The following is a 19,750-nucleotide window of genomic DNA, read 5'->3' on the forward strand; positions in this document are numbered from 1 at the left end:
TTGTGACTACTTTGACTGGGTTTCGATGGACTTCTGCATATCCGACAGCGCTGCGTCCACTGCCTTCTCGCCCTTGATGGCGGGGTATGCGTTGTCCTGGATGGCCTTGGTAACGGCCGGGTAGAACGGGGTCACCGGACGCGGGACGGCGTTCTCAATCGAGGTCTTCAGCACCGGCAGGTACGGCAGCTTGGCGACCAGTTCCTTGTCGTCATAGAGCTTGCCGAGCACCGGAGCAAGCGAGCCCTGGGTGGCGAAGAACTTCTGCGTTTCTTCCGTGGTGAGGAACTTCAGGAAGTCCAGCGCGGTGGCCTTGTTCTTGGAGTAGACGCTCATGCCGGCGCTGTGGCCGCCGAGGGAGGAGGCGCCGGGGCCGTCCTTGCCCGGGAGGGCGGTCATGCCGAGCACGTTCTTGACCTTGGAAGAGCCTTCCGTGGTGGCCAGGTTGTAGACGTACGGCCAGTTGCGCAGGAACAGGAGCTTGCCGTCCTGGAATGCCTGACGGGATTCCTCTTCCTTGTAGGTGATGGCTTCCTTGGGGATGTTGCCGTCAGCGTAGGCCTTGGCGAGGTTGTTCAGGCCGGTCTTGGCTTCTTCGGTGTTCAGGCTCGGCTTGCCGTCCTTGTCCAGCACGGAACCGCCGAAGGAGTTGATCGCCTCGGAGGCGTTGACCGTCAGGCCCTCGTACTTCGAGAACTGGCCGGCGTAGCAGCCGATGTTCTTGGCCTTGGCGATGGAGCACATGCCCATCATTTCGTCCCAGGTCTTGGGGGCCGTGGGGACCAGGTCCTTGCGGTAGTACAGGATGCCGCCGTCGGAAGATTCCGGAGCGGCGTACAGGGTGCCCTTGTAGGAGGCGGCTTCGACCGTCGGCTTCAGCATTCCGGTGGTGTCCAGCGCCATCTTGTCCTTGAGCGGCTGGAGCCAGCCCTTCGCCGCGAACTCGGCGGTCCAGACAACGTCAACGCTGACGACGTCGTAGTTGGCATTCTTGGCCTGGAAGTTCTGCACGAGGTCATCGTGCTGCTGGTCGGCCTGGTCCGTCTGCTCCTTGAACGTCACCTTCTCGTTCGGGTGCGCGGCGTTCCACTTTTCGATCAGCGGGCGGACCACGTTGCTGTTGTCCTTGCCCTGTACGTAGGTGATGGGACCGCGCCCGTCCAGGTTGGCTGCCGCGTCGCCGCCACCACCACCCGTGGTGCCACCGCCGCCACCTCCGCCTGCACAGGCCGACAGGGAGAGGGCCAAGACACCGGCCGCGGCTACGGGAAGTAGGTATTTACGGGTTTTCATACAGGTGCTCCTCGCTGAGTACCGGCTGGACCGGTGGTGCAGTTGGTGTGGTGACCATCACACTAGCGACACGACAGCCGAGAATGCAAGCGCTTACATCAAAGCTTTACGCAATAAAAAGGTCCGACGGCGGCATTCAATCCGGGTTAGGCCGCGCCCGTACGGGCAATGCAGCCGGGCTGGGACCTGAGTTTCGGGTGGGGCAAATGTGTCCCCGCTGCGGGACGCCGGCGCCCCGTCGGCTCAACGGACGCGCTCTGCCCGGCCAAACCTGGACCGTGCGCCGGAGCCGATGTGGACCAGCACGGGGGTGCGTTTGCCGATCACCGCGTCCAGCGCTTCCACGAGGGCAGAAACCTCGGCAGCCAGGATGTGCGGAGCCACGCCCTGGCGCGGCTGTACCCGGATCCGCAAGGCGGGCTCGCCGGCAAACTCGTAAGTGGCCACGGTGGCCCCCGCGAGGTCCGGCCGGTCGGCCAGCGCCGCCCGGAGGGCTTGTTCCGCCACGCCGCCGCCGATCCGCACGTTCCCGGCCACTTCGCCGGCGTCGTCTTCGGCAACCAGCAGGTTCGCCCGGCCCTTGCCCTGCTGCGCCAGCCACGCCACCATGACGCCGATGACGGCCAGCAGCAGGACCACGATGACAAACCAGAGCCAACTCTCCTGCCCGCCGGGGAAGCGCGTCCGGTCAAAGAGTCCGCGGGCGGCGTTCCATAGTCCCGCCGACCAGGATTGCCACCAGCGGCCGACCGACGGGACGGTGGCCAGCAGGATCAGCAGGGCCCCGATCACCAGGAGCTTCGCGCCGAGGATGCCGATCAGGATCCGGTTCAGTACCCGGGGGGTGCCGTTCACGCGCCGATCACCCCCGAGGACGCCAGGTTGACCCGGACCTCCGGCATCGGCGAGGGAGCCATGTCCCGGAGCTCTGCTTCAACGGCGGCCTGCACGTCCGCCGCGCGGAGCGGCACTCCGGAGGTGGGCCGGACGTTGACCAGCACCTGGCGCCGGGACACCACCACCATCACCTGTTCCTGCGTCACATTGGCGGCCAGCCGGGCACGCCGCGCCAGCGCCGAGGCGATCACCTCGTCATCGACCACGACGGCGGCGCGCGGGTCCGCGAGCACGTGCCGGGCGCGCCGCCCGGGCAGGACCGCGTTGAGGAAGAAGAAGAGCCCGGCCGCGAACAGCACCGCGCCAATGACGCCGAGGAGCAGCGGGGGGAATCCGGCCGGCAGTGCGATGACCCTCTCCGCGGCGGTCTGCGGATCAATCAGCCACGGCGGCTGCCCGACAGCCCGCACCGCCGTTTCCAGCAGGGCGTAGACGCACAACCCGATCACCAGGACGGCCGCGATGACGGCGGCGGTTGCCCGGGAGGAGGTGGTCTCGCGGGCAACGACCCGGTCCAGCACGGCGTCCCGTGACGCCGCCCGGGGAATGGCGTCACCCTCGTAACGTTCGGCAGCCTGGTTCACCGCACCCGCCCTCCGTCACGGACGCTCGCCCCGCTGATGCGGATGTCCACCCGGCTCAACTGCGCGCCGCTGAGCTCCGTGACGCGGCGAAGAATCTCGGCTTTTGCGGCCACTGCCCGGTCCCAGATAGGGCCGCCGAAGGAGGCCACCCGCGCAGGATCACGGAGCACGGCGGTGAGCGAGGGAATTGCGATCGGTGTCACGAGTGAGAGCGCCAGCAGGCCGTCGTCGTCGGCCCAGTCGGCCCGGACGTCCTGCGGCGGCACCCCGAGCGCTTCCGCGGCCGCAGCGCGCGCGACGCTGGTGAGGGCCTGGGTGCTGATCCGGTTGTGCCCGGCCAGCAGCCGCGCGGCGGGGGCGCTCATGAGGAAGAACGCCGGCCCGTGAGGGCGTCGACGACGCTGCGCAGGTCCAGTTTCCCTTCCGCGGCGCGGCCCAGCAGGGCTCCGACGGCCATGAAGAGCAGGGACCCGAGGAAGCCCCAGACTCCGAAGGCGAACGACATGAAGGCCAGGAAGGCGCCGGCGGCAAGGCCCACCACGGTCAGGTTCATTGCAGGGCCTCCCTCACGGGCCGCGCCTCGCCGGAGGCCGCGGGCTTGGCCGGGCCGGGGACGAAGACGTCATGGATTTCGATATTGACTTCGATGACCTGCAGGCCGACAAGTTCTTCGACCGCGGCGTAGACGGCGGCGCGGATCTGATCCGCCAGGGGATGAAGCGGGGTGCCGTAGAGGGCCACCAGATCGATGTCGACCGCCACCTGGGTCTCGCCCACCTCGGCGCGCACGCCGGCGGCGTGGTCCGAACTTCCGACCGCGTCGCGGATGGCACCCAGGGCCCGGGACGGCCCGGTGCCCAGGGAATAAACGCCGGGGACCGCCCGGGCGGCAATGCCGGCAACCTTGGCGACGGCGGCTTCAGAAATCACGGTGCGGCCGGTCGCGGCCCGGGCGGCCGCCGGCAGGCCAACCTCGGGAACCGCGGATTGAGGATTCTGGTACTCCATGTGGCACTCCCCCTTCTCTTTGACACCACCCTAGCCCTTAGGGCCGACGCTGGGGCCGCATCGCCGGATTTCCGAGGCCACGTCCGGCGTTCGGGGCAATCGCCCCGGGCCTACTGGCAGTTCGCGGCAATCCAAGCGGTCACGGGAGCCATGGCCTCCTGGAACTTGCCGCTCGAGTAGACAGTCTGGTCACTCAGGCCCGCGACGGCGACCTGGTTGAGCTTGGCGAAGGCGGCTTTGAGGCTGTCCGGGACGCGTTCGGCCGTGCGGCTGAGTTCAGCCTTGTGCTGCTCCAGTTCGGCGGTTTTGCCCTGCGCCGCCGAGAGCGGGAAGAGCGAGGACCCCGTGGCCTGCTCCGAAATCGTCTTGCAGGCCTCGGCCGCTGTCGGGAAGTCGCCATAGGGGCCGGAGGACTTGGTGGGACTGGGCGTCGCGGCAGCTGTGGCGCTGGCGGCGGGGGCCGAGGACGACGGCGGTGCCGCGGCTTCCGGTGCCGAGCAGGCGGTCAGCGCCACGGCGGCGAGGAGGGCGGTTACGGTCAGCTGGCGTGCAGTCTTCTTCAAAATCACTCTTCTGGTCGGGCTTGCGCCGCGGACCGTCCAGGGACCGTCCGCGGCAATGGCGTTCTTCCCCAGCGTGCGAGTCTAGCCCGGACCGTCGGGGTGTCCCCAAATGCGAGCGCCGCCGTCGAACACCTCATCGATTGCTCCGTAACCGCCGTTTTGACGGGGCAAAAGGGCCGTTACGGAGCAATCGATGGGTTCAGGCAGCCTTCCCGGCCGGGCCTAAGGCGGGAATAGGAGCCTCCGCGGCCATGTTGGTTCCTGGTGTGAAGAAGATCGGGTTCCTGTCCTTCGGCCATTGGACCGACCACCCTGAATCCGGCACGCGCACCGCGTCGGATGCGCTGCTGCAGGCGATCGACCTCGCCGTCGCGGCCGAGGAACTCGGGGCGGACGGCGCATACTTCCGCGTCCACCACTTCGCCCAGCAATACGCGTCCCCGTTCCCGCTGCTTGCTGCGATCGGGGCAAAAACCAGCCGCATTGAGATCGGTACCGGCGTGATCGACATGCGCTACGAGAACCCGCTCTACATGGCGGAGGATGCCGGCGCGGCAGACCTGATCTCCGGAGGCCGGCTGCAGCTGGGCATCAGCAGAGGGTCACCCGAGCAGGTCATCGAGGGCTGGCGCCACTTTGGCTTCGCTCCCGCTGCGGGCGAGTCCGACGCCGACATGGGCCGCCGGCACACCGAGCGCCTGCTCGAGGTGCTCACTGGGGAGGGATTCGCGGCCCCGAACCCGCGCCCGATGTTCCCGAACCCACCCGGCCTGCTGCGCGTGGAGCCGCACTCGGAGGGTCTGCGCGAGCGCATCTGGTGGGGTTCCGGCTCGAACGCCACTGCCGCCTGGGCCGCAAAGCTCGGCATGAACCTGCAGAGCTCCACGCTCAAAGACGACGAGAGCGGCAAGCCGTTCCACATCCAGCAGGCGGAGCAGATCGAGCTCTACCGGCAGGCCTGGAAGGAAGCCGGGCACGAGCGGAAACCCCGCGTCTCGGTCAGCCGCAGCATCTTCGCACTCACGGACGAACGCGATTGGCATTACTTTGGCCGAGACCGCCGCAGTTCGGACCAGGTGGGCAACATCGACGAGAAGACCCGTGCAATTTTTGGCCGCTCCTACGCGGGTGCACCGGACGAACTGGCGGCGAAGCTGGCCGAGGACGAGGCGATCGCAGCGGCGGACACGCTGCTGCTCACTGTCCCGAACCAGCTTGGCGTCGACTACAACGCCCACGTGATCGAATCGATCCTCAAGTACGTGGCGCCGCAGCTCGGCTGGCGCTGACCCGCTCACCCAAAGCCTGGCGAGAGTCCTGGCAGATGCAGGCAGTCGTCCTGTAGGGGATCCCTATTCTCTAGCCGGCGTTTAGGGTGTAGCGGGCCAGCCGCCGGCCACGCTGCCGGGCGCTTGCAATAACGTCCCCCACTGTCAGAATTTTCCGCGGGCTCATCCAGCCTTGGGACGGTTTGTGGAGGGCATATCCGCCCCCGATTGTTACAGCGGCGTGCTCTACTAAGCCTTCCGGGGAGCGCCAGACGAGCACCGTTCCCGGGTCGTCATCGGCCCCGCCTGGTACGGCGGATGACGACAGCCACTCCTCGAACGGCTCCCGCAGCATCCAAACCTCAGCCGCTTCGGATCGGCCCGCTGCCGCCATGACGGTCCCGAAGCAGTTGGGGCCGCTGGCATTAGGGAAGGTGCCCGCCAACGCCCTCGCCCCCGGCAGCGTCGCGTGGGCGTTCTCCCAGAGGTCTTCAGGTACCTCCAAGTGCCGGCTGGGTCGGCGTCCGAAGCGAAGATATTCGCCCAGGACCGGCTCCCGGTGTCCCTGCAGCAACGAGGGCCACCACACGAAGCGGTGCCCGTCAGCTTGGGCCGATACCTGTGCGCGCACCTCCGCCGGGGCACTTCGAACCGAGGGAATAACTTCCCGTCCGAGCTTGACCTGATTTCGCACGAGATCCGCCCGGGCCTTTCGCCCGAGGTCATTGAACTCTTCTTCGCTCACCAGCACGCAAACCAGCTCGTCAGGAACGTTGTAGATTTCGAAGGTATCTCTGAGTTCAGCGGAGAGTTCACCGCCCGGAGGTGCCATGCCGATCGAGTCCGCACTGCTCCTCGGGACAAGGAACGGCTGGTGCGTCGGTGCGAACCAAGCAGCCTGCCGGGCCAGCAGTTCGGGCCCTATCCCAATCCCTAGTGAGAACATCGCCTGTCACCTTCCCCGCCATGAGACCGGCGTGGCTTCCCCGAACCAAGCTGCCGTTCAGGACATCCTATTGCCCGCATCGCACGATGCTCCGTCCACGTGCAGCTCCCTGAACCACCGCGCCGATCAACGACGGAGCTTCTATCTGGGCCGACTGCGGCGAGAGTCCCTCACGGGGGCAACCTCTCGACCCGCTCAACACAGCTACAATTCAAGTATGTGAACAACCGCGCGACGCCTGGAGCAGCTTTGAGTGATGATCGGGGCAATATGCCCGTCAAGTCAGCCGACCGCGCCCTCGCGGTGGTGGAATTCGTCGCAGGGAGAGGTTCTGCGAGCTTCACGGAGATCCTCGAAGGGCTTCAACTTCCACGCTCGAGTGCGCACGGACTGCTGAACACACTTTCCGCTGCCGGCTGGCTGGATCACAGCTCCTCGAACAAGCAGTATTCCCTCGGCCTGAGGGCGTGGCAGGTCGGCCAGATGTACACCGGGCACCAGAATCTGGCCAACGTCGCTAAGCCAGTCATGGATCGGCTGTCCGCCACGTTGGGCGAAACCGTTCAGCTGGCCCTCCTCGACGGCGTCGAAAACGTGTACATCGCAATCAGCCAGGGCTCGGACGGGATGCGTTTGGGCTCGTCGGTCGGTATGCGCTTGCTCGCCCACGCCACCGGGATAGGCAAGGCACTGCTCAGCATGCTGGACCGGGACGAGGCGCAACGCCGACTTAACTCAGTGGCACTGCCACGCCTCACAGATAAGACGGTGACCGACGTTAACGCGCTGGCGAAGCTGGTTTCGGACGCCAAAGCCAGCGGTTTCGCCGTGGACGACGAAGAGTACCTGGACGGCTGCCGCTGCGTCGCCGTCCCACTGACCAGCGAGTCCGGCGGCGGCTTGAACTCCGCGTTGTCGGTAACGATGCCTACCGCGCGCACCGACCCCGACTGGCCCGGCAGCATCCTACGGCCCCTGGAGGCAGCAGCCCAGGAAATCCGCGCCCTGCTTGGGGTGCGGGAGCCGAATATCGTCATCCCCGCCGCCACCGCACGCACGGCGTAACCGACCCCTGACCCCTTGCCCCCTTCTGTGACCTGTGCCATACTCACATTGTTCACACTTGTGAACAATAATTCATCAACATGAACTCGATGAGGAGTTATCGTGTCAAACCAAGTGTCGGCTCCCTCCAGCGAATCGCTGGCGCCGATTGTCAGCCGCGTCACCCGACGGCTCATCCCGGTCCTTCTGCTGATGTACATCCTTGCGTTCCTCGACCGCTCCAACCTCGGGTTCGCCAAGGCTGCGTACCAGGCGGACACCGGCATCTCGGACGCGGCCTATGCGCTGGGAGCCGGCATCTTCTTCCTTGGCTACGCCGCACTCGAAGTCCCCAGCAACATCCTGATGCGCAAGTTGGGCGCCAAGATTTGGCTCGCCCGGATCATGATCAGCTGGGGCATCGTCTCGGCCCTCATGATGTTCGCGCAGACCGAGGGGGTCTTCTACATCCTCCGGGTGCTCCTAGGAATCACCGAGGCCGGTTTCTTCCCGGGCGTCATTCTGTACTTGACCTACTGGATTCCAGCCCAGTTCCGCGGAAGGGTCAACGGCTTGTTCTACTTCGGCGCTCCGCTGGCGTTCATCTTCGGCGGCCCACTCTCTGGAGTGCTCCTAGACCTGGACGGCTTGGGCGGCCTGCAGGGCTGGCAGCTCATGTTCATCGTCACCGGCGCGCTCACCGTAGGAGTCGGCATCTGGGCGTTCTCGTACCTGGATAACGGTCCCGCGGATGCCAAATGGCTGACCGAAACCGAGCGCACCACGCTTTCCGCCGCCCTCGAAGCCGAGGATCAAGTCAAAGCCGACCACTCTCCGCGAGGCGCGCTGCGGGCACTCGGCAACCCGAAGGTCCTCTACTTCTGCGTCATCTACTTCACCATCCAGATGAGCGTGTACGGCGTCACCTTCTACCTGCCAACCCAGATCGCTAAGCTGGTTGGCGCCAAGGTGGGACTCGGGGTCGGCCTCATGACTGCCGTGCCGTGGGGCATCGCCATGATCGCCACTTTCGTGCTCAGCCGGCTGGCTGACCGGACAGGTAAGCGCCGCCTTGTGGCGACCGCCTCGCTGGCCGCTGCCGCCGTCGGCATCTTCGCTTCCGCACTCACCGACAACCCGGTGATGGGTCTCGCTGCACTGTCTCTCGGCGCAGCCGGCTTCATTTCCGTCCAGCCCGTCTTCTGGACGCTGCCCACCGGCATGCTGGTGGGAGCCGCGGCGGCCGGCGGCATTGCCCTAATCAATTCCATCGGCAGCCTGGGCGGTTTTGTCGCCCCCATCGCCAAGACCTGGGCAGAAGCATCCTTCGGTCCCAACGCGGGCCTGCTCCTGCTCGCCATCACGGCCCTGCTGGGTGCCGGGATGCTGTTCTACAGCCACCGGGTCAGCAGGATTTCCGACACCGTCCCCGCCTCTGCACCCGTTACGGAAGAAGTCCACTGATGCGCGTACTTGAACTGAAAGACTTCCACGAACTGGTGGTCACCGACCGCGCCGAACCCGCAGCCGGCCCGGGCGAAGTCCTCATCGAGATCGTCGCCACCGGCATCTGCGGCTCGGACATCCACGGCTACACCGGCGAAAACGGCCGCCGGGTCCCCGGCCAAGTCATGGGTCACGAGACCGTGGGCCGCATCTCCGCCCTGGGCGCAGGAACGGAGGACAGCGGCCTCGCCGTCGGGCAACCCGTCACCTTCAACCCGCTCATCAGCTGCGATACCTGCGAGGCGTGCAGCGCGGGCCAGCAGCAGCACTGCCCCCAGCGGACGGTGATCGGGGTGAATCCGGCCATCGTCGCCGCGTTCGCAGAAAGTGTGGCCGTGCCGGCAGCCAACGTCGTCGTTCTCTCCGAGGAGACGCCAATCGTCTACGGAGCACTGATCGAGCCCCTCGCCGTCGCTTTCCACGCGGTCCGCCGCGCCCGGATCGGCGCCGGCCAAAAGGTCCTCGTGATCGGCGGCGGTCCGATCGGCCAGTCGGTCATCCTTGCCGCCCTTCAGGAGGGAGCGGCCAGCGTCCTCGTCTCCGAAATGGACCCGGCTCGCAGGGCGCTCTGCGAGCGGCTCGGCGCCAAGGCACTCGACCCCTCGGCCTCGCCGCTAGAGGACCAGGTCCGCGCCGCCTTCGGTTCCCTCGCGGACGCCACCATTGATGCGGTAGGCATCAAACCCACCATGGCCAACGCCCTCGACGCGACAAAGTACGGCGGGGTCGTCTCCTTGGTGGGGATGGGATCGCCCCAACTGGCCTTTGATGCCTACCGTGTTTCCACCGAGGAACGCGAAATTGTCGGCAGCTTTTGCTACAACAACCAGGATTTTCGCGACGCCGCCGCCTGGGTCGACCAAGGTTCCACGGTCCTGGCTGAACTCATCAGCCGGGAAGTGTCGATGGACGACGCTGACGCCGCCTTCGCCGGGCTCGCCGCTGCCGACGGTACCGCCGGCAAAGTCCTCATCCGCCTCGACTCAGCAAGGAACAGCCAGTGAGCATCGAAAACCGCATTCGCCAGGTCCGCGCCTACACTTTGCGCGGCGGGGGCGCCGACTACCACGACCAGGGCGCCGACCACTGGATCGATGACCACATCGCCACGCCGATGTCCGTCTACCCCGAGTACCGCCTGTCGCGACAGAGCTTTGGGCTCAACGTATTGGGCACTCTCGTCGTCGAAATCGAGGCCGACGACGGCACGGTCGGCTTCGCTGTCACGACTGCCGGCGACCTGGGTGCCTTCATCGTGGAGAAGCACCTGGCCCGCTTCGTCGAAGGCGCCCGCGTCACGGACATCGAGAAGATCTGGGACCAGATGTACCGCTCCACGCTCTTCTACGGACGCAAGGGCGTGGTGCTGAACGCCATCAGCGCCGTGGACCTGGCGCTGTACGACCTGCTGGGCAAGATCCGCCAGGAACCTGTCTACGCACTACTGGGCGGCCCCGTCCGCGACGAACTGACAATGTACGCCACGGGCGCACGCCCGGATATCGCCAAGAACCTGGGTTTCATTGGCGGCAAGATGCCGCTCCACCACGGCCCGGCCGAAGGCGAGGAAGGCCTGCGAAAGAACCTCGAAATGATTAGGGACATGCGCGAGAAAGTCGGCGACGACTTCTGGCTCATGCTGGATTGCTGGATGTCGCTGGACATCGACTACGCCACCCGGCTGGCACACGGAGCGGCGGAATACGACCTGAAGTGGATCGAGGAAGCCCTGCCCCCGGACGACTACTGGGGCTACGCCAAGCTGAAGAAGCAGGTTCCGCCAAAGATGCTGGTCACCACCGGCGAGCACGAGGCCACCCGTTGGGGTTTCAAGCTGCTGCTCGACATGGACTGCGCCGACATCATCCAGCCTGATGTCGGCTGGTGCGGCGGGATTACCGAGCTGAGCAAGATCTCGGCCATGGCCGATGCCAACGGGGCGCTCGTGATTCCGCACGGATCATCCGTCTACTCGTACCATTTCGTCATTACCCGGACGAACAGCCCGTTCGCCGAATTCCTGATGATGCACCCCACCGCCGAGGAAATCGTGCCCATGTTCTCACCGATGCTGCTGGGTGAACCGGTACCGGTCAACGGAAAGCTCAAGGTGCCGGAAACTCCGGGATTCGGCGTCGAACTCAACCCGGCGCTGGACAAGCAGCGCCCCTACAAACACTGACCCACCACCGGTAATCTCCGAACTTCGAGCAAGGACAACTCACATGGAACTTATGCGCCTCGGCGAGCCCGGCCGCGAAATTCCGGTGGCCAGGGAGGGCGAAAAATACTTCGACCTCCGCTCCGTCACCACCGATATCGACGGCGCCTTCCTCGCCGCCGACGGCATAGCCAAAGCCCGCGCTGCCCTGAAAATCGGGCTGCCCGAACTGGCCGACGCCGGCGCCCTGCGGGTTGGCGCCCCGGTCGCCAAACCGGGTGCCGTTCTTTGCATCGGTCACAACTACGCGGCACACGCGGCGGAGTCGGGCGACGCACCTCCGTCGGTCCCGATTCTCTTCTTCAAGCACCCCAACACGGTCGTGGGCGCCTACGATCACGTCGTAATCCCGCCGGGCGCGGAAAAAGTTGACTGGGAGGTGGAGCTCGCCGTCGTCATCGGGAAGAGGGCTTCGTACCTGTCGTCCGCGGAGGAGGCGTTGGACTACGTGGCCGGTTACGCGGTCAGCAACGACGTTTCGGAGCGCAGCTACCAGGTGGAGCATTCCGGAGGACAGTGGTCCAAGGGCAAGTGCTGCGCAACGTTCAATCCGCTGGGCCCGGCCTTGGTGCCCGCCGACGAAGTGGGCGACCCGCAGAAGCTTACGCTCCGTTCCACCGTCAACGGCGAGGTTCGGCAGAATTCCAACACCTCGGACATGATCTTCTCCGTGGCCCACATCATCTGGAACCTGTCGCAGTACCTAGTCCTTGATCCGGGCGACATTATCAACACGGGCACACCGCAGGGGGTGGCGCTGTCCGGAAAGTTTCCTTACCTCCGCGACGGCGACCGGATGGAGATCTCCATCGAAAAGCTGGGACGGCAGGAACAGAAACTGGTGGCCTTTCCAAGCTAGCCATCACGGACCCCGCCCGATCCTTATGGGCCGGGGTCCGCGACTCTCGTTCCCCGGCAACGAAAAAACCCCGCCGTTCCCGTGTAAACACTGGGAACTGCGGGGTTCTAGCTGGTGGCTCCGACCGGCGTCGATCCGGTGACCTTTCGATTTTCAGTCGAACGCTCTACCAACTGAGCTACAGAGCCTAGGTGACTTGTCACCATGACGGCCGGAATTTCTTCTGGCAATCAGAGCGACCCTGACGGGACTTGAACCCGCGACCTCCGCCGTGACAGGGCGGCGCGCTAACCAACTGCGCTACAGGGCCTTGCTTGTACTGCTTTACTGCTGTTTCTTGCTGCTTGCCGTATCGCTACCGCAATTTTTCAAGGCCTTTAGCCTACCAGACTTTTTCATCCGGCTTGACCAGTTCCTTGCGTACCCCCAACGGGATTCGAACCCGTGCCGCCGCCGTGAAAGGGCGGTGTCCTAGGCCGCTAGACGATGGGGGCCAGGACGCCATCCGGTAAAACCCACTGCACAAGGGCAAAAATTAAGGGCCGAAGCCTTCCGTTTTTGTTCCCTTCGGGTTCCTCCGAACTGGACCTATAAAACTATAGGGCCAACTTCCGGAATCTCCAAAATCCCATCCACAACCCGGGAATAAGCTCTGGACAGGGCCCGGGCGGCTGTGCGGATGATGGTCAGATGGACGCCACCGCTGCCCTCACTGAGATCGCTTTCTGGCTCGAGCGCGAACGCGCCACCACCTTCAAGGTGCAGGCGTTCCGGAAGGCAGCCGAACTCATCAGCGGCTTCTCCCCCGGGGAGCTGGCGGCGCGGCGAGCAGACGGCAGGCTGAAGCGGATGAAGGGCATCGGGGACCGCACCTTCGAGGTAATTGCGCAGGCGGTCGACGGCGGCGTCCCCGACTACCTTGCCGATCTGCGGGAGCGCGGCGCCGAGCCCCTCGCCAGCGGCGGCCACGAGCTGCTGGCGAGCCTGCGCGGCGACCTGCACACGCACAGCAACTGGTCCGATGGCGGTTCGTCGATCGAGTCCATGCTGGATGCGGCCCGGATGCTGGGCCGGGACTACCTTGCCTTGACCGACCACTCCCCCAATCTCAGGATCGCGAACGGCCTCAGCGCCGAGCGGCTCACCGAGCAGCTCGGAGTGATCGAGCGGATCAAGACCGCCGGGGCGGCAGCAGCCAAGTCCGACGGCGCGGGCCACCAGCCCCGGCTGCTCGCCGGCATCGAAGTCGACATCCTCGAGGACGGGACGTTGGACCAGGCCCCGGAACTGCTGGACAGGCTGGACGTCGTGGTGGCAAGCGTGCACTCGAAGCTCCGCTCGGACAGCCGGACCATGACCCGGCGGATGCTGGCCGGGATCGAGGATCCGCACACCAGGGTGCTGGGCCACTGCACCGGCCGGCTCTTGAACGGATCGCGGGGCACGCGGCCGCCGTCGGAGTTTGACGCGAAGCGCGTGTTCGCAGCCTGCGCAGAGCGTGGCGTCGCCGTCGAAATCAACGCCCGGCCGGAGCGGCAGGATCCCCCGGACGAGCTGATCCAGCTCGCGCTCGACGCCGGGTGCCTCTTCAGCATCGACAGCGACGCGCACGCGCCCGGGCAGCTGGACTTCCTGCAGTACGGCGCGGAGCGGGCCGCCCGGAACAACGTTCCCGCGGAGCGCATCATCACGACGTGGCCGGTGGAGCGGCTGCTGGAGTGGTCCCGCCGCGAAACCTAGCGGTGACGGAACGTAGCACCGCCGCGCGCGGCAAATAGAGACTCAGACAAGCAGCAGCACCGCCAGGGTGAACATCACGGCGGCAATCACGGCGTCGAGCACCCGCCAGGCCGCCCGGCGCTGGAACAGGGTGGTCAGGTACCGCGCCCCCGCGCCCAGGGCGGTGAACCAAACGATGCTTCCAAGCCCGGCGCCGGCGGCGAACCACCAGCGTCCGGACTCGCCGTGGGTGGCCGCAAGCGACCCGAGCAGCAGGACGGTGTCCAGGTAGACGTGAGGGTTCAGCCAGGTGAAGGCCAGGCAGGTGGCCAGCACCACTGCCCGACTGCTGGCCGGCTTGTCTCCGGGGAGGACCAGCTGTTCGCCCCGGACCGCGCGCCGGGCGGCGAGGGCACCGTAGCCGAACAGAAACGCGGCACCCGCCCACCTGATCACCACAAGCGCGGCGGGGGCCCGGTCCAACAGGACGCCGATACCCGCGACGCCCAGCACAATCAGCACAAGGTCCGAAACGGCACAGACGGTCACCACCAGGGCCACGTGGGAGCGCTGGATGCCTTGGCGAAGAACGAACGCATTCTGCGCGCCGATGGCGACGATGAGCGACAGGCCGGCGGAGAGCCCGGAAAACAGGGGAAGGATCACCCTTCGACGGTAAGGGCAACAGGAAGCTGAAACCAGCTAATCTTTCTGGGGTTACATAAGATTGGCTAATGTTGGATATCACCCCCGAACAGGCCCGGACTTTGGCGGCCATCGTCGCGCACGGCAGCTTTGACGCCGCAGCCGCCCACTTGTCCGTGACGCCGTCGGCCATCAGCCAGCGGATCCGCGCCCTTGAGGCCGCCGTCGGCCGCCCCGTACTGACGCGGGCACGGCCGGCAGGACTGACGGAATCCGGGCAGACGGTGGTGCGCTTCGCCCGCCAGCTGGACCTGCTCGCGGCCGACCTCGCCGAGGAGTTGCGCCCGGAGGAGCCGCACGGACGCACGCGCCTGACCCTGGTGATTAACAGCGACTCCCTGCATACCTGGGCGCTGGCCGGGCTGGCCGCGGTCGCGGGAAGGGTCCAGCTCGAGGTTCTCCGCGAGGACCAGGACTACTCGCTCGAACTCCTGCGCAGCGGCGCTGCGGCCGCCGCCATCACCACAACGGCCGCGGCGGCGCCCGGCTGCTCCTCCCGGAGGCTGGGCGTCATGCGCTACCTGCCGGTCTGCACCCCCGGCTTTGCCGCCCGCTGGTTCTCCGCCGGCGCCACGGCGGAATCGCTCGCCGCCGCGCCGGTCATCGTTTTCGACCGCAAGGACGACTTGCAGGACCGGTACCTTCGGTCGGTGAGCCGTACTGCCCTGCAGCCGCCCCGGCACTACATTCCAGCCGCCCACGAGTTCGGCGAGGCCATCCGCTGGGGAATGGGATGGGGGCTGCTCCCGGAAATCGAAGTCGCTGAGGAGCTGAAGCACGGCACCGCGGTGGCTCTGGACCCCGGCGCGCACGTGGATGTCCCGCTCCACTGGCAGCAGTGGCGGCACGGATCGGCCGCCCTCGACGAGGTCGCGGCGGCCATCCAGGCGGCTGCCCGGCCGCTCCGGTAAGCCGGGGCGGGCCGCCGCACCGAGGCGGGCAGTAACTTTGGCGGGAAACCGACTAGACCTGACCGATTTCCGCCAGCTGCCGGGCCGCCGCACGGGCTAGATTGGCAATATGGCAACAACGGCCCAGACAGGCTCCCCCTCCCCGGACAGCACGCATCCGGAAGAAACCCATCCGGGCAGCACCCATGAAGCGGCCTCGCATGCCGCGCCGCCGGTCGCAGCGCGGGCAACGCTTCGGCCCGGGCAGATCAGCGGGCTCGGAATTGCCGCCGTCGTGGTCACCGTGGTGCTCTGGGCGTCGGCCTTCGTGGGCATCCGCGCCGTCGGACCCAGCTTCTCCCCCGGCGCGCTGACCCTCGGACGGTTGGCTGTGGCCGCCGTCGTACTGGGCCTCGTCGTGTTGCCGAAGTTCCGCAAGGCCGCGGTGTTGCCCCGGGGCCGCGAGTGGTGGCCGATCCTGGCCTACGGCGTGATGTGGTTCGGCGGCTACAACGTTGCGCTGAACGCCGCCGAGCACATGCTCGACGCCGGCACGGCCGCCCTGCTGATCAACGTCAACCCCATCCTCGTGGCGGTGATGGCCGGGATCATCCTGAAGGAAGGCTTCCCGCGCTGGCTGATCATCGGCAGCCTGGTCGCGTTCGGCGGTGTGGCGGTGATCGCGCTCGGCTCGGGCCAGCGCTCGACGGCGGACGTCGCCGGAGTGCTGCTCTGCCTGCTGGCCGCCGCCCTGGCCGCGGTGAGCGTGATCGTGCAGAAGCCGGTGCTCCGGAAGATCCCCGCGGCCCAGGCCACCTGGTTCGGCATCATGGTGGGCGCCCTGTGCTGCCTGCCGTTCAGCGGCCAGCTGATCGCCGAGCTGCAGGCGGCACCGCTGCCCGCCACCCTGGGGCTGGTGTACCTCGGCGTCTTCCCGACGGCGATCGCGTTCACCACCTGGGCCTATGCGCTCTCGCTGATCGACGCCGGACGGCTTGCCGCCACCACCTACCTGGTGCCGGGCACCACCATCCTGATTTCCTGGCTGGTGCTGGGCGAAATCCCCACCATCTGGGGGCTGGTAGGGGGCGTCATCTGCCTCGCCGGGGTCGCGCTGACCCGCCGCCGTTCGCGCCGGCCGGCAGGCTCACCGGCCAAGGCATAGGGTTCAGGGTATGCCCGCTTCCCTTCCTCCCGGCCTGCCCATTGTGCCCGGCGGGAACGACGACGGCGGAAACGGCGATGCGGCCACGCCCGGCCCGTTCCCAATGTCCGAGGACGAGTTCGAGGCGGCCGTGGGCGACGCCCTGGACCGCATCCCGCCGGAACTGGCCAAGACCATGAACAATGTGGCTGTCTTCATCGAAGACGATTACACCCCGCAACCGGACGAGGACCCGGACACTGTGCTGCTGGGCCTCTACGAGGGCGTGCCGCTGACCGAACGGGATTCCTGGTGGGACGCCGGCTCGCTGCCGGACCGGATCACCATCTACCGCCGGCCGATCCTGGAGCTCTGCACTTCCCGCGAGGACGTCGTCGAGGAAGTGACCGTCACCGTCGTCCACGAGATCGCGCACCACTTCGGCATCAGCGACGAGCGCCTGCACGAGCTCGGCTGGGGCTAGCCGCGTCCGGTGGGACTAGCCTTGGAAGCATGGGACACGACCACAGCCACTCACATGGAATAACGGCCACCGGAAAGCACCGGAAACGCCTGATCGCCGTGCTCGGCATCACCCTTTCAGTGGTCCTGATCCAGGTGGTGGGCGCGCTGGTCTCCGGCTCACTGGCCCTGCTTGCCGACGCCGGGCACATGCTCTCCGACGCCGCCGGGGTCTTCATCGCGCTGCTGGCCGCCTGGATCGCAGCGCGGCCGGCGAGCGACGCGAGGACCTACGGCTACCAGCGGGCGGAGGTCCTCGCCGCCCTGGCCAACGCGCTGGTCTTGATCGTCATCTCCGTGGTCATCTTCACCGAGGCCATCCGGCGGCTCGGCACGGCCCCCGAGGTCCACACCGACGTCATGCTCTTTGCCGCCATCCTGGGCGCAGCTGCCAACTTAGCCTCGCTGATGATCCTCCGCGGCGCCCAGAAGGAAAGCCTCAACGTCCGCGGCGCCTACCTCGAAGTCCTGGGCGACCTGCTGGGCTCCTTCGCGGTCATTGCCGCCGCCATCGTCATCATGGCCACCGGCTACCAGGCCGCGGACACCATCGCCTCGATCCTGATCGCCCTGATGATCCTGCCGCGGGCCTGGCACCTGCTCCGGGACGTCGTCGATGTGCTCCTGGAAGCCACCCCCAAGGGCGTGGACGTGCAGATGATCCGGGAGCACATCCTGGCCGTGGACGGAGTGGTGTCAGTCCACGACATCCACATCTGGACCATCACCTCCGGGGTGCCGGTGTTTTCGGCCCATGTGGTGGTGGAGGACGCCGCGCTGGGTGCCCGCGGAGCAGACAGGGTGCTGGACAAGCTGGTCACCTGCCTCGGCTCGCACTTCGACACCGAGCACTGCACCTTCCAGCTGGAACCGGCCACCCACGCGGAGCACGAGGCCCACCAGCACGCCTGACCGTCCGAGGCGGCCGTCCGATGTGACCGTCCGCCGGGACCCGTACCGGGGCCCGTAGACTCACGCCGAGCGCGACACGCCGGTGGCAATGCCACCTAATGACATCATTGTTGTTTATGTTATTGATGTGACTCTTGTTGCCAAAGTGGTATTTGGCACGTAGCCTCGTCCCTGCTGGGTGATCCGCAGAGGGGCTCTTTCATGTGCCAATTTCCGACCTCGCTCACGCCAGCCTGATAGCAGCGAGGTTTTCCATGAGTTGGACCGCACCCGGCACGAGGGCCGCCGCCCTCGGCACCGCCGTCGTACTGCTTGGAACGCTGGCGATCCCCGCCCAGGCCTCCCCGGCCCCCGCGAACACCGTCCACGCCCAGCGGGTGCCGGCCAAGCCGGATCTTCCCACCCCCGGGGACATCGCCGCAGCGAAAGCCAGCGAAAGCGCGACGGCAGACCAGGTCAACCGGATCGACAAGATCCTGGCGGACGCGTCAGCCGCCAAGGAGGCCGGCCTGGCTGCCTCGCTCGCCGCCAACAACGCCTACGCCGATGCCCTGGTGGAACTCCAGGTCCGGCGGGATGCCGCGCAATGGGCGGAAGCCAAGGCCGCCGCCGCCGAATCGGAGCAGGAAAAAGCGCGCAAGCTGATTGGCCAACTCGCCGGCGATCTCTACCGCAACGGCGGCATGACTCCGGCCCTCGGCAACCTGATGGGCGGCGACGGCGAGGCGCTCCAGCAGGCCGCCACGCTTGAGGCCATGGCCGCCGGCCGCACGCGTGCCTACCAGACGGCGGAGACCGCTGCCGCCGCCGCCCAGTCCTCGAAGGACGCCGCCGCCGAGGCCGACCGCGCCGCCGACGATGCTGCCCGGACCGCGGAATCGCGCAAGCTCGACGCCGAACGCGCCGATGCGGACCGCCAAAAAGCGGTGTCCGACGCCGCGGCACAGCGGACGATACTCGTCGGCCAGCTCGCCACCCTGCGTGACACCACCGTGGCCCTGGAGTCAGCCCGGGTGGATGCCCTGGACCGGCAGCGCCAGCAGGCACGGCTCGCGGCATTGATGCGGGAGGCGGCGCCCACCGGCCAGCCTGCCCAGGCAGCGCAGCCGGTGCCGGCAACACCGGACCGTCCGGCCGGCACCTCGCCCAGGCCCGCCCCGGTCCCAGCCGCGCCGCGTCCGCCCCCCAGCGTTCCCGCTCCTGTCGACCCGGCCCCGGTTCCGCCGTCGCCGGTTCTTCCCCCGGCCCCCGCTCCGGCCCCGCCGCCGGCTCCGGCGCCCGCCCCAGCCCCCGGCGGTTCCAACCAGGCCGCCCTGTCCTCGGCCCTCGGCAAGGTGGGCTCGCCGTACTTCTACCAATACGGCGGAACTGGCGCCTACGGTTTTGACTGTTCCGGCCTGGTCCAGAACGCGTTCGCCGCCGCCGGCAAGCGCCTGCCGCGCACCGCCGCCGAGCAGTTCGCGCAGGCGCCGGTCCGGGTGCCCTTGGCCGCGGCACAGCCCGGAGACCTGCTGGTCTGGGGTTCGGCGCCAGGGTTCTACCACGTGGCCATCTACCTGGGTGGCGGCCGCGTCGTTCAGGCGCTAAACCAGGAGAGCGGGATTACCGTGACGGATCTCGCGTCCATGTCCGGGATGCAGCTCTACCCCTACGCCGCCCGGTACTGACG

The 19,750-nt window shown here is 67.0% G+C and carries 21 protein-coding genes and 3 tRNA genes; 12 read left to right on the forward strand and 12 right to left on the reverse strand.

Translation table 11 applies throughout. The annotated features are described in order from the left end of the window. Nucleotides 1–6: 6 nt before the first annotated feature. The 7 genes from AC1DNC_RS03510 to AC1DNC_RS03540 form a co-directional block, all read right to left on the reverse strand. The gene (locus tag AC1DNC_RS03510; protein ID WP_476861174.1) at nucleotides 7–1,293 is read right to left on the reverse strand and encodes an ABC transporter substrate-binding protein; all 1,287 of its coding nucleotides are present in this window, start codon (nucleotides 1,291–1,293) and stop codon (nucleotides 7–9) included. A gap of 243 nt (nucleotides 1,294–1,536) precedes the next feature. Then, nucleotides 1,537–2,148: a hypothetical protein gene (locus tag AC1DNC_RS03515; protein ID WP_476861175.1), complete on the reverse strand. Its 612-nt coding sequence runs from the start codon at nucleotides 2,146–2,148 to the stop codon at nucleotides 1,537–1,539. Beyond that, on the reverse strand, nucleotides 2,145–2,738 hold the full coding sequence (locus AC1DNC_RS03520) for a hypothetical protein (RefSeq protein ID WP_476861582.1): 594 nt from the start codon (nucleotides 2,736–2,738) through the stop codon (nucleotides 2,145–2,147). Before AC1DNC_RS03520 ends, AC1DNC_RS03515 begins: the two co-directional genes overlap by 4 nt. Before the next feature lie 32 nt (nucleotides 2,739–2,770). Further along, nucleotides 2,771–3,139, reverse strand: coding sequence for a hypothetical protein (locus AC1DNC_RS03525; protein WP_476861176.1), 369 nt, complete (start codon nucleotides 3,137–3,139; stop codon nucleotides 2,771–2,773). Continuing rightward, entirely contained in the window at nucleotides 3,136–3,327 is a 192-nt protein-coding gene (locus AC1DNC_RS03530) for a hypothetical protein (RefSeq protein ID WP_476861177.1), read from the reverse strand. The genes AC1DNC_RS03525 and AC1DNC_RS03530 overlap by 4 nt, the downstream gene beginning before the upstream one ends. Further along, entirely contained in the window at nucleotides 3,324–3,782 is a 459-nt protein-coding gene (locus AC1DNC_RS03535; RefSeq protein WP_476861178.1) for an Asp23/Gls24 family envelope stress response protein, read from the reverse strand. Before AC1DNC_RS03535 ends, AC1DNC_RS03530 begins: the two co-directional genes overlap by 4 nt. Before the next feature lie 110 nt (nucleotides 3,783–3,892). Continuing rightward, entirely contained in the window at nucleotides 3,893–4,345 is a 453-nt protein-coding gene (locus AC1DNC_RS03540) for a hypothetical protein (RefSeq protein WP_476861179.1), read from the reverse strand. 251 nt (nucleotides 4,346–4,596) lie between these two features. Between AC1DNC_RS03540 and AC1DNC_RS03545 the strand changes: the two genes are divergently transcribed. Beyond that, nucleotides 4,597–5,634, forward strand: coding sequence for an LLM class flavin-dependent oxidoreductase (locus AC1DNC_RS03545; protein WP_476861180.1), 1,038 nt, complete (start codon nucleotides 4,597–4,599; stop codon nucleotides 5,632–5,634). A 70-nt stretch (nucleotides 5,635–5,704) separates the two neighbouring features. Here the strand turns inward: AC1DNC_RS03545 and AC1DNC_RS03550 are convergent, their stop codons facing one another. Next, nucleotides 5,705–6,559, reverse strand: a complete 855-nt coding sequence (locus tag AC1DNC_RS03550; RefSeq protein ID WP_476861181.1) for a hypothetical protein — start codon at nucleotides 6,557–6,559, stop codon at nucleotides 5,705–5,707. A 219-nt stretch (nucleotides 6,560–6,778) separates the two neighbouring features. On the opposite strand from AC1DNC_RS03550, the gene AC1DNC_RS03555 reads away from it, so the two are divergent. The 5 genes from AC1DNC_RS03555 to AC1DNC_RS03575 all read left to right on the forward strand — a co-directional run bounded on the left by AC1DNC_RS03555 (nucleotide 6,779) and on the right by AC1DNC_RS03575 (nucleotide 12,189). After that, nucleotides 6,779–7,624 (forward strand): IclR family transcriptional regulator, encoded by an 846-nt coding sequence (locus tag AC1DNC_RS03555; RefSeq protein ID WP_476861182.1) that lies wholly within the window; start codon nucleotides 6,779–6,781, stop codon nucleotides 7,622–7,624. Nucleotides 7,625–7,726: 102 nt separating this feature from the next. Further along, nucleotides 7,727–9,067, forward strand: coding sequence for an MFS transporter (locus tag AC1DNC_RS03560; protein ID WP_476861183.1), 1,341 nt, complete (start codon nucleotides 7,727–7,729; stop codon nucleotides 9,065–9,067). After that, entirely contained in the window at nucleotides 9,067–10,113 is a 1,047-nt protein-coding gene (locus tag AC1DNC_RS03565; RefSeq protein ID WP_476861184.1) for a zinc-dependent alcohol dehydrogenase, read from the forward strand. The genes AC1DNC_RS03560 and AC1DNC_RS03565 overlap by 1 nt, the downstream gene beginning before the upstream one ends. Beyond that, a complete protein-coding gene (rhmD, locus tag AC1DNC_RS03570; protein ID WP_476861185.1) occupies nucleotides 10,110–11,291 on the forward strand; it encodes an L-rhamnonate dehydratase in 1,182 nt (393 codons plus the stop codon). Before AC1DNC_RS03565 ends, rhmD begins: the two co-directional genes overlap by 4 nt. A gap of 43 nt (nucleotides 11,292–11,334) precedes the next feature. Further along, nucleotides 11,335–12,189 carry a fumarylacetoacetate hydrolase family protein gene (locus AC1DNC_RS03575; protein ID WP_476861186.1) on the forward strand — a complete coding sequence of 285 codons (855 nt, stop codon included), beginning with the start codon at nucleotides 11,335–11,337 and terminating at the stop codon, nucleotides 12,187–12,189. Nucleotides 12,190–12,301: 112 nt separating this feature from the next. Here the strand turns inward: AC1DNC_RS03575 and AC1DNC_RS03580 are convergent. The 3 genes from AC1DNC_RS03580 to AC1DNC_RS03590 form a co-directional block, all read right to left on the reverse strand. Beyond that, nucleotides 12,302–12,377, reverse strand: a tRNA-Phe gene (locus AC1DNC_RS03580). A 48-nt stretch (nucleotides 12,378–12,425) separates the two neighbouring features. Beyond that, a tRNA-Asp gene (locus tag AC1DNC_RS03585) sits at nucleotides 12,426–12,499 on the reverse strand. A gap of 111 nt (nucleotides 12,500–12,610) precedes the next feature. Continuing rightward, nucleotides 12,611–12,683, reverse strand: a tRNA-Glu gene (locus AC1DNC_RS03590). 196 nt (nucleotides 12,684–12,879) lie between these two features. On the opposite strand from AC1DNC_RS03590, the gene AC1DNC_RS03595 reads away from it, so the two are divergent. Then, nucleotides 12,880–13,929: a PHP domain-containing protein gene (locus AC1DNC_RS03595; protein ID WP_476861187.1), complete on the forward strand. Its 1,050-nt coding sequence runs from the start codon at nucleotides 12,880–12,882 to the stop codon at nucleotides 13,927–13,929. Nucleotides 13,930–13,971: 42 nt separating this feature from the next. Here AC1DNC_RS03595 and AC1DNC_RS03600 read toward each other — a convergent pair whose 3' ends face one another. Then, the gene (locus AC1DNC_RS03600; RefSeq protein WP_476861188.1) at nucleotides 13,972–14,574 is read right to left on the reverse strand and encodes a LysE/ArgO family amino acid transporter; all 603 of its coding nucleotides are present in this window, start codon (nucleotides 14,572–14,574) and stop codon (nucleotides 13,972–13,974) included. Nucleotides 14,575–14,642: 68 nt separating this feature from the next. Between AC1DNC_RS03600 and AC1DNC_RS03605 the strand changes: the two genes are divergently transcribed. From AC1DNC_RS03605 to AC1DNC_RS03625, 5 genes are all read left to right on the forward strand, one after another. Continuing rightward, nucleotides 14,643–15,524 (forward strand): ArgP/LysG family DNA-binding transcriptional regulator, encoded by an 882-nt coding sequence (locus AC1DNC_RS03605; protein ID WP_476861189.1) that lies wholly within the window; start codon nucleotides 14,643–14,645, stop codon nucleotides 15,522–15,524. A gap of 109 nt (nucleotides 15,525–15,633) precedes the next feature. Further along, nucleotides 15,634–16,668 carry a DMT family transporter gene (locus tag AC1DNC_RS03610; RefSeq protein WP_476861190.1) on the forward strand — a complete coding sequence of 345 codons (1,035 nt, stop codon included), beginning with the start codon at nucleotides 15,634–15,636 and terminating at the stop codon, nucleotides 16,666–16,668. 10 nt (nucleotides 16,669–16,678) lie between these two features. Then, a complete protein-coding gene (locus AC1DNC_RS03615; protein ID WP_476861191.1) occupies nucleotides 16,679–17,131 on the forward strand; it encodes a metallopeptidase family protein in 453 nt (150 codons plus the stop codon). A gap of 29 nt (nucleotides 17,132–17,160) precedes the next feature. Further along, entirely contained in the window at nucleotides 17,161–18,081 is a 921-nt protein-coding gene (locus tag AC1DNC_RS03620) for a cation diffusion facilitator family transporter (protein WP_476861192.1), read from the forward strand. A gap of 254 nt (nucleotides 18,082–18,335) precedes the next feature. After that, nucleotides 18,336–19,748, forward strand: a complete 1,413-nt coding sequence (locus tag AC1DNC_RS03625; protein ID WP_476861193.1) for a C40 family peptidase — start codon at nucleotides 18,336–18,338, stop codon at nucleotides 19,746–19,748. Nucleotides 19,749–19,750: the final 2 nt, after the last annotated feature.

It is taken from the genome of Arthrobacter sp. 01N442 (genome assembly GCF_056399345.1).

Bases quoted from the DNA above. Each gene is read 5' to 3' on its own strand.
- AC1DNC_RS03510 (WP_476861174.1), bottom strand. From the start codon at position 1,293: ATGAAAACCCGTAAATACCTACTTCCCGTAGCCGCGGCCGGTGTCTTG.
- AC1DNC_RS03525 (WP_476861176.1), bottom strand. From the start codon at position 3,139: ATGAGCGCCCCCGCCGCGCGGCTGCTGGCCGGGCACAACCGGATCAGC.
- AC1DNC_RS03530 (WP_476861177.1), bottom strand. From the start codon at position 3,327: ATGAACCTGACCGTGGTGGGCCTTGCCGCCGGCGCCTTCCTGGCCTTC.
- AC1DNC_RS03535 (WP_476861178.1), bottom strand. From the start codon at position 3,782: ATGGAGTACCAGAATCCTCAATCCGCGGTTCCCGAGGTTGGCCTGCCG.
- AC1DNC_RS03545 (WP_476861180.1), top strand. From the start codon at position 4,597: ATGTTGGTTCCTGGTGTGAAGAAGATCGGGTTCCTGTCCTTCGGCCAT.
- AC1DNC_RS03550 (WP_476861181.1), bottom strand. From the start codon at position 6,559: ATGTTCTCACTAGGGATTGGGATAGGGCCCGAACTGCTGGCCCGGCAG.
- AC1DNC_RS03565 (WP_476861184.1), top strand. From the start codon at position 9,067: ATGCGCGTACTTGAACTGAAAGACTTCCACGAACTGGTGGTCACCGAC.
- AC1DNC_RS03575 (WP_476861186.1), top strand. From the start codon at position 11,335: ATGGAACTTATGCGCCTCGGCGAGCCCGGCCGCGAAATTCCGGTGGCC.
- AC1DNC_RS03595 (WP_476861187.1), top strand. From the start codon at position 12,880: ATGGACGCCACCGCTGCCCTCACTGAGATCGCTTTCTGGCTCGAGCGC.
- AC1DNC_RS03605 (WP_476861189.1), top strand. From the start codon at position 14,643: ATGTTGGATATCACCCCCGAACAGGCCCGGACTTTGGCGGCCATCGTC.
- AC1DNC_RS03610 (WP_476861190.1), top strand. From the start codon at position 15,634: ATGGCAACAACGGCCCAGACAGGCTCCCCCTCCCCGGACAGCACGCAT.
- AC1DNC_RS03615 (WP_476861191.1), top strand. From the start codon at position 16,679: ATGCCCGCTTCCCTTCCTCCCGGCCTGCCCATTGTGCCCGGCGGGAAC.
- AC1DNC_RS03620 (WP_476861192.1), top strand. From the start codon at position 17,161: ATGGGACACGACCACAGCCACTCACATGGAATAACGGCCACCGGAAAG.
- AC1DNC_RS03625 (WP_476861193.1), top strand. From the start codon at position 18,336: ATGAGTTGGACCGCACCCGGCACGAGGGCCGCCGCCCTCGGCACCGCC.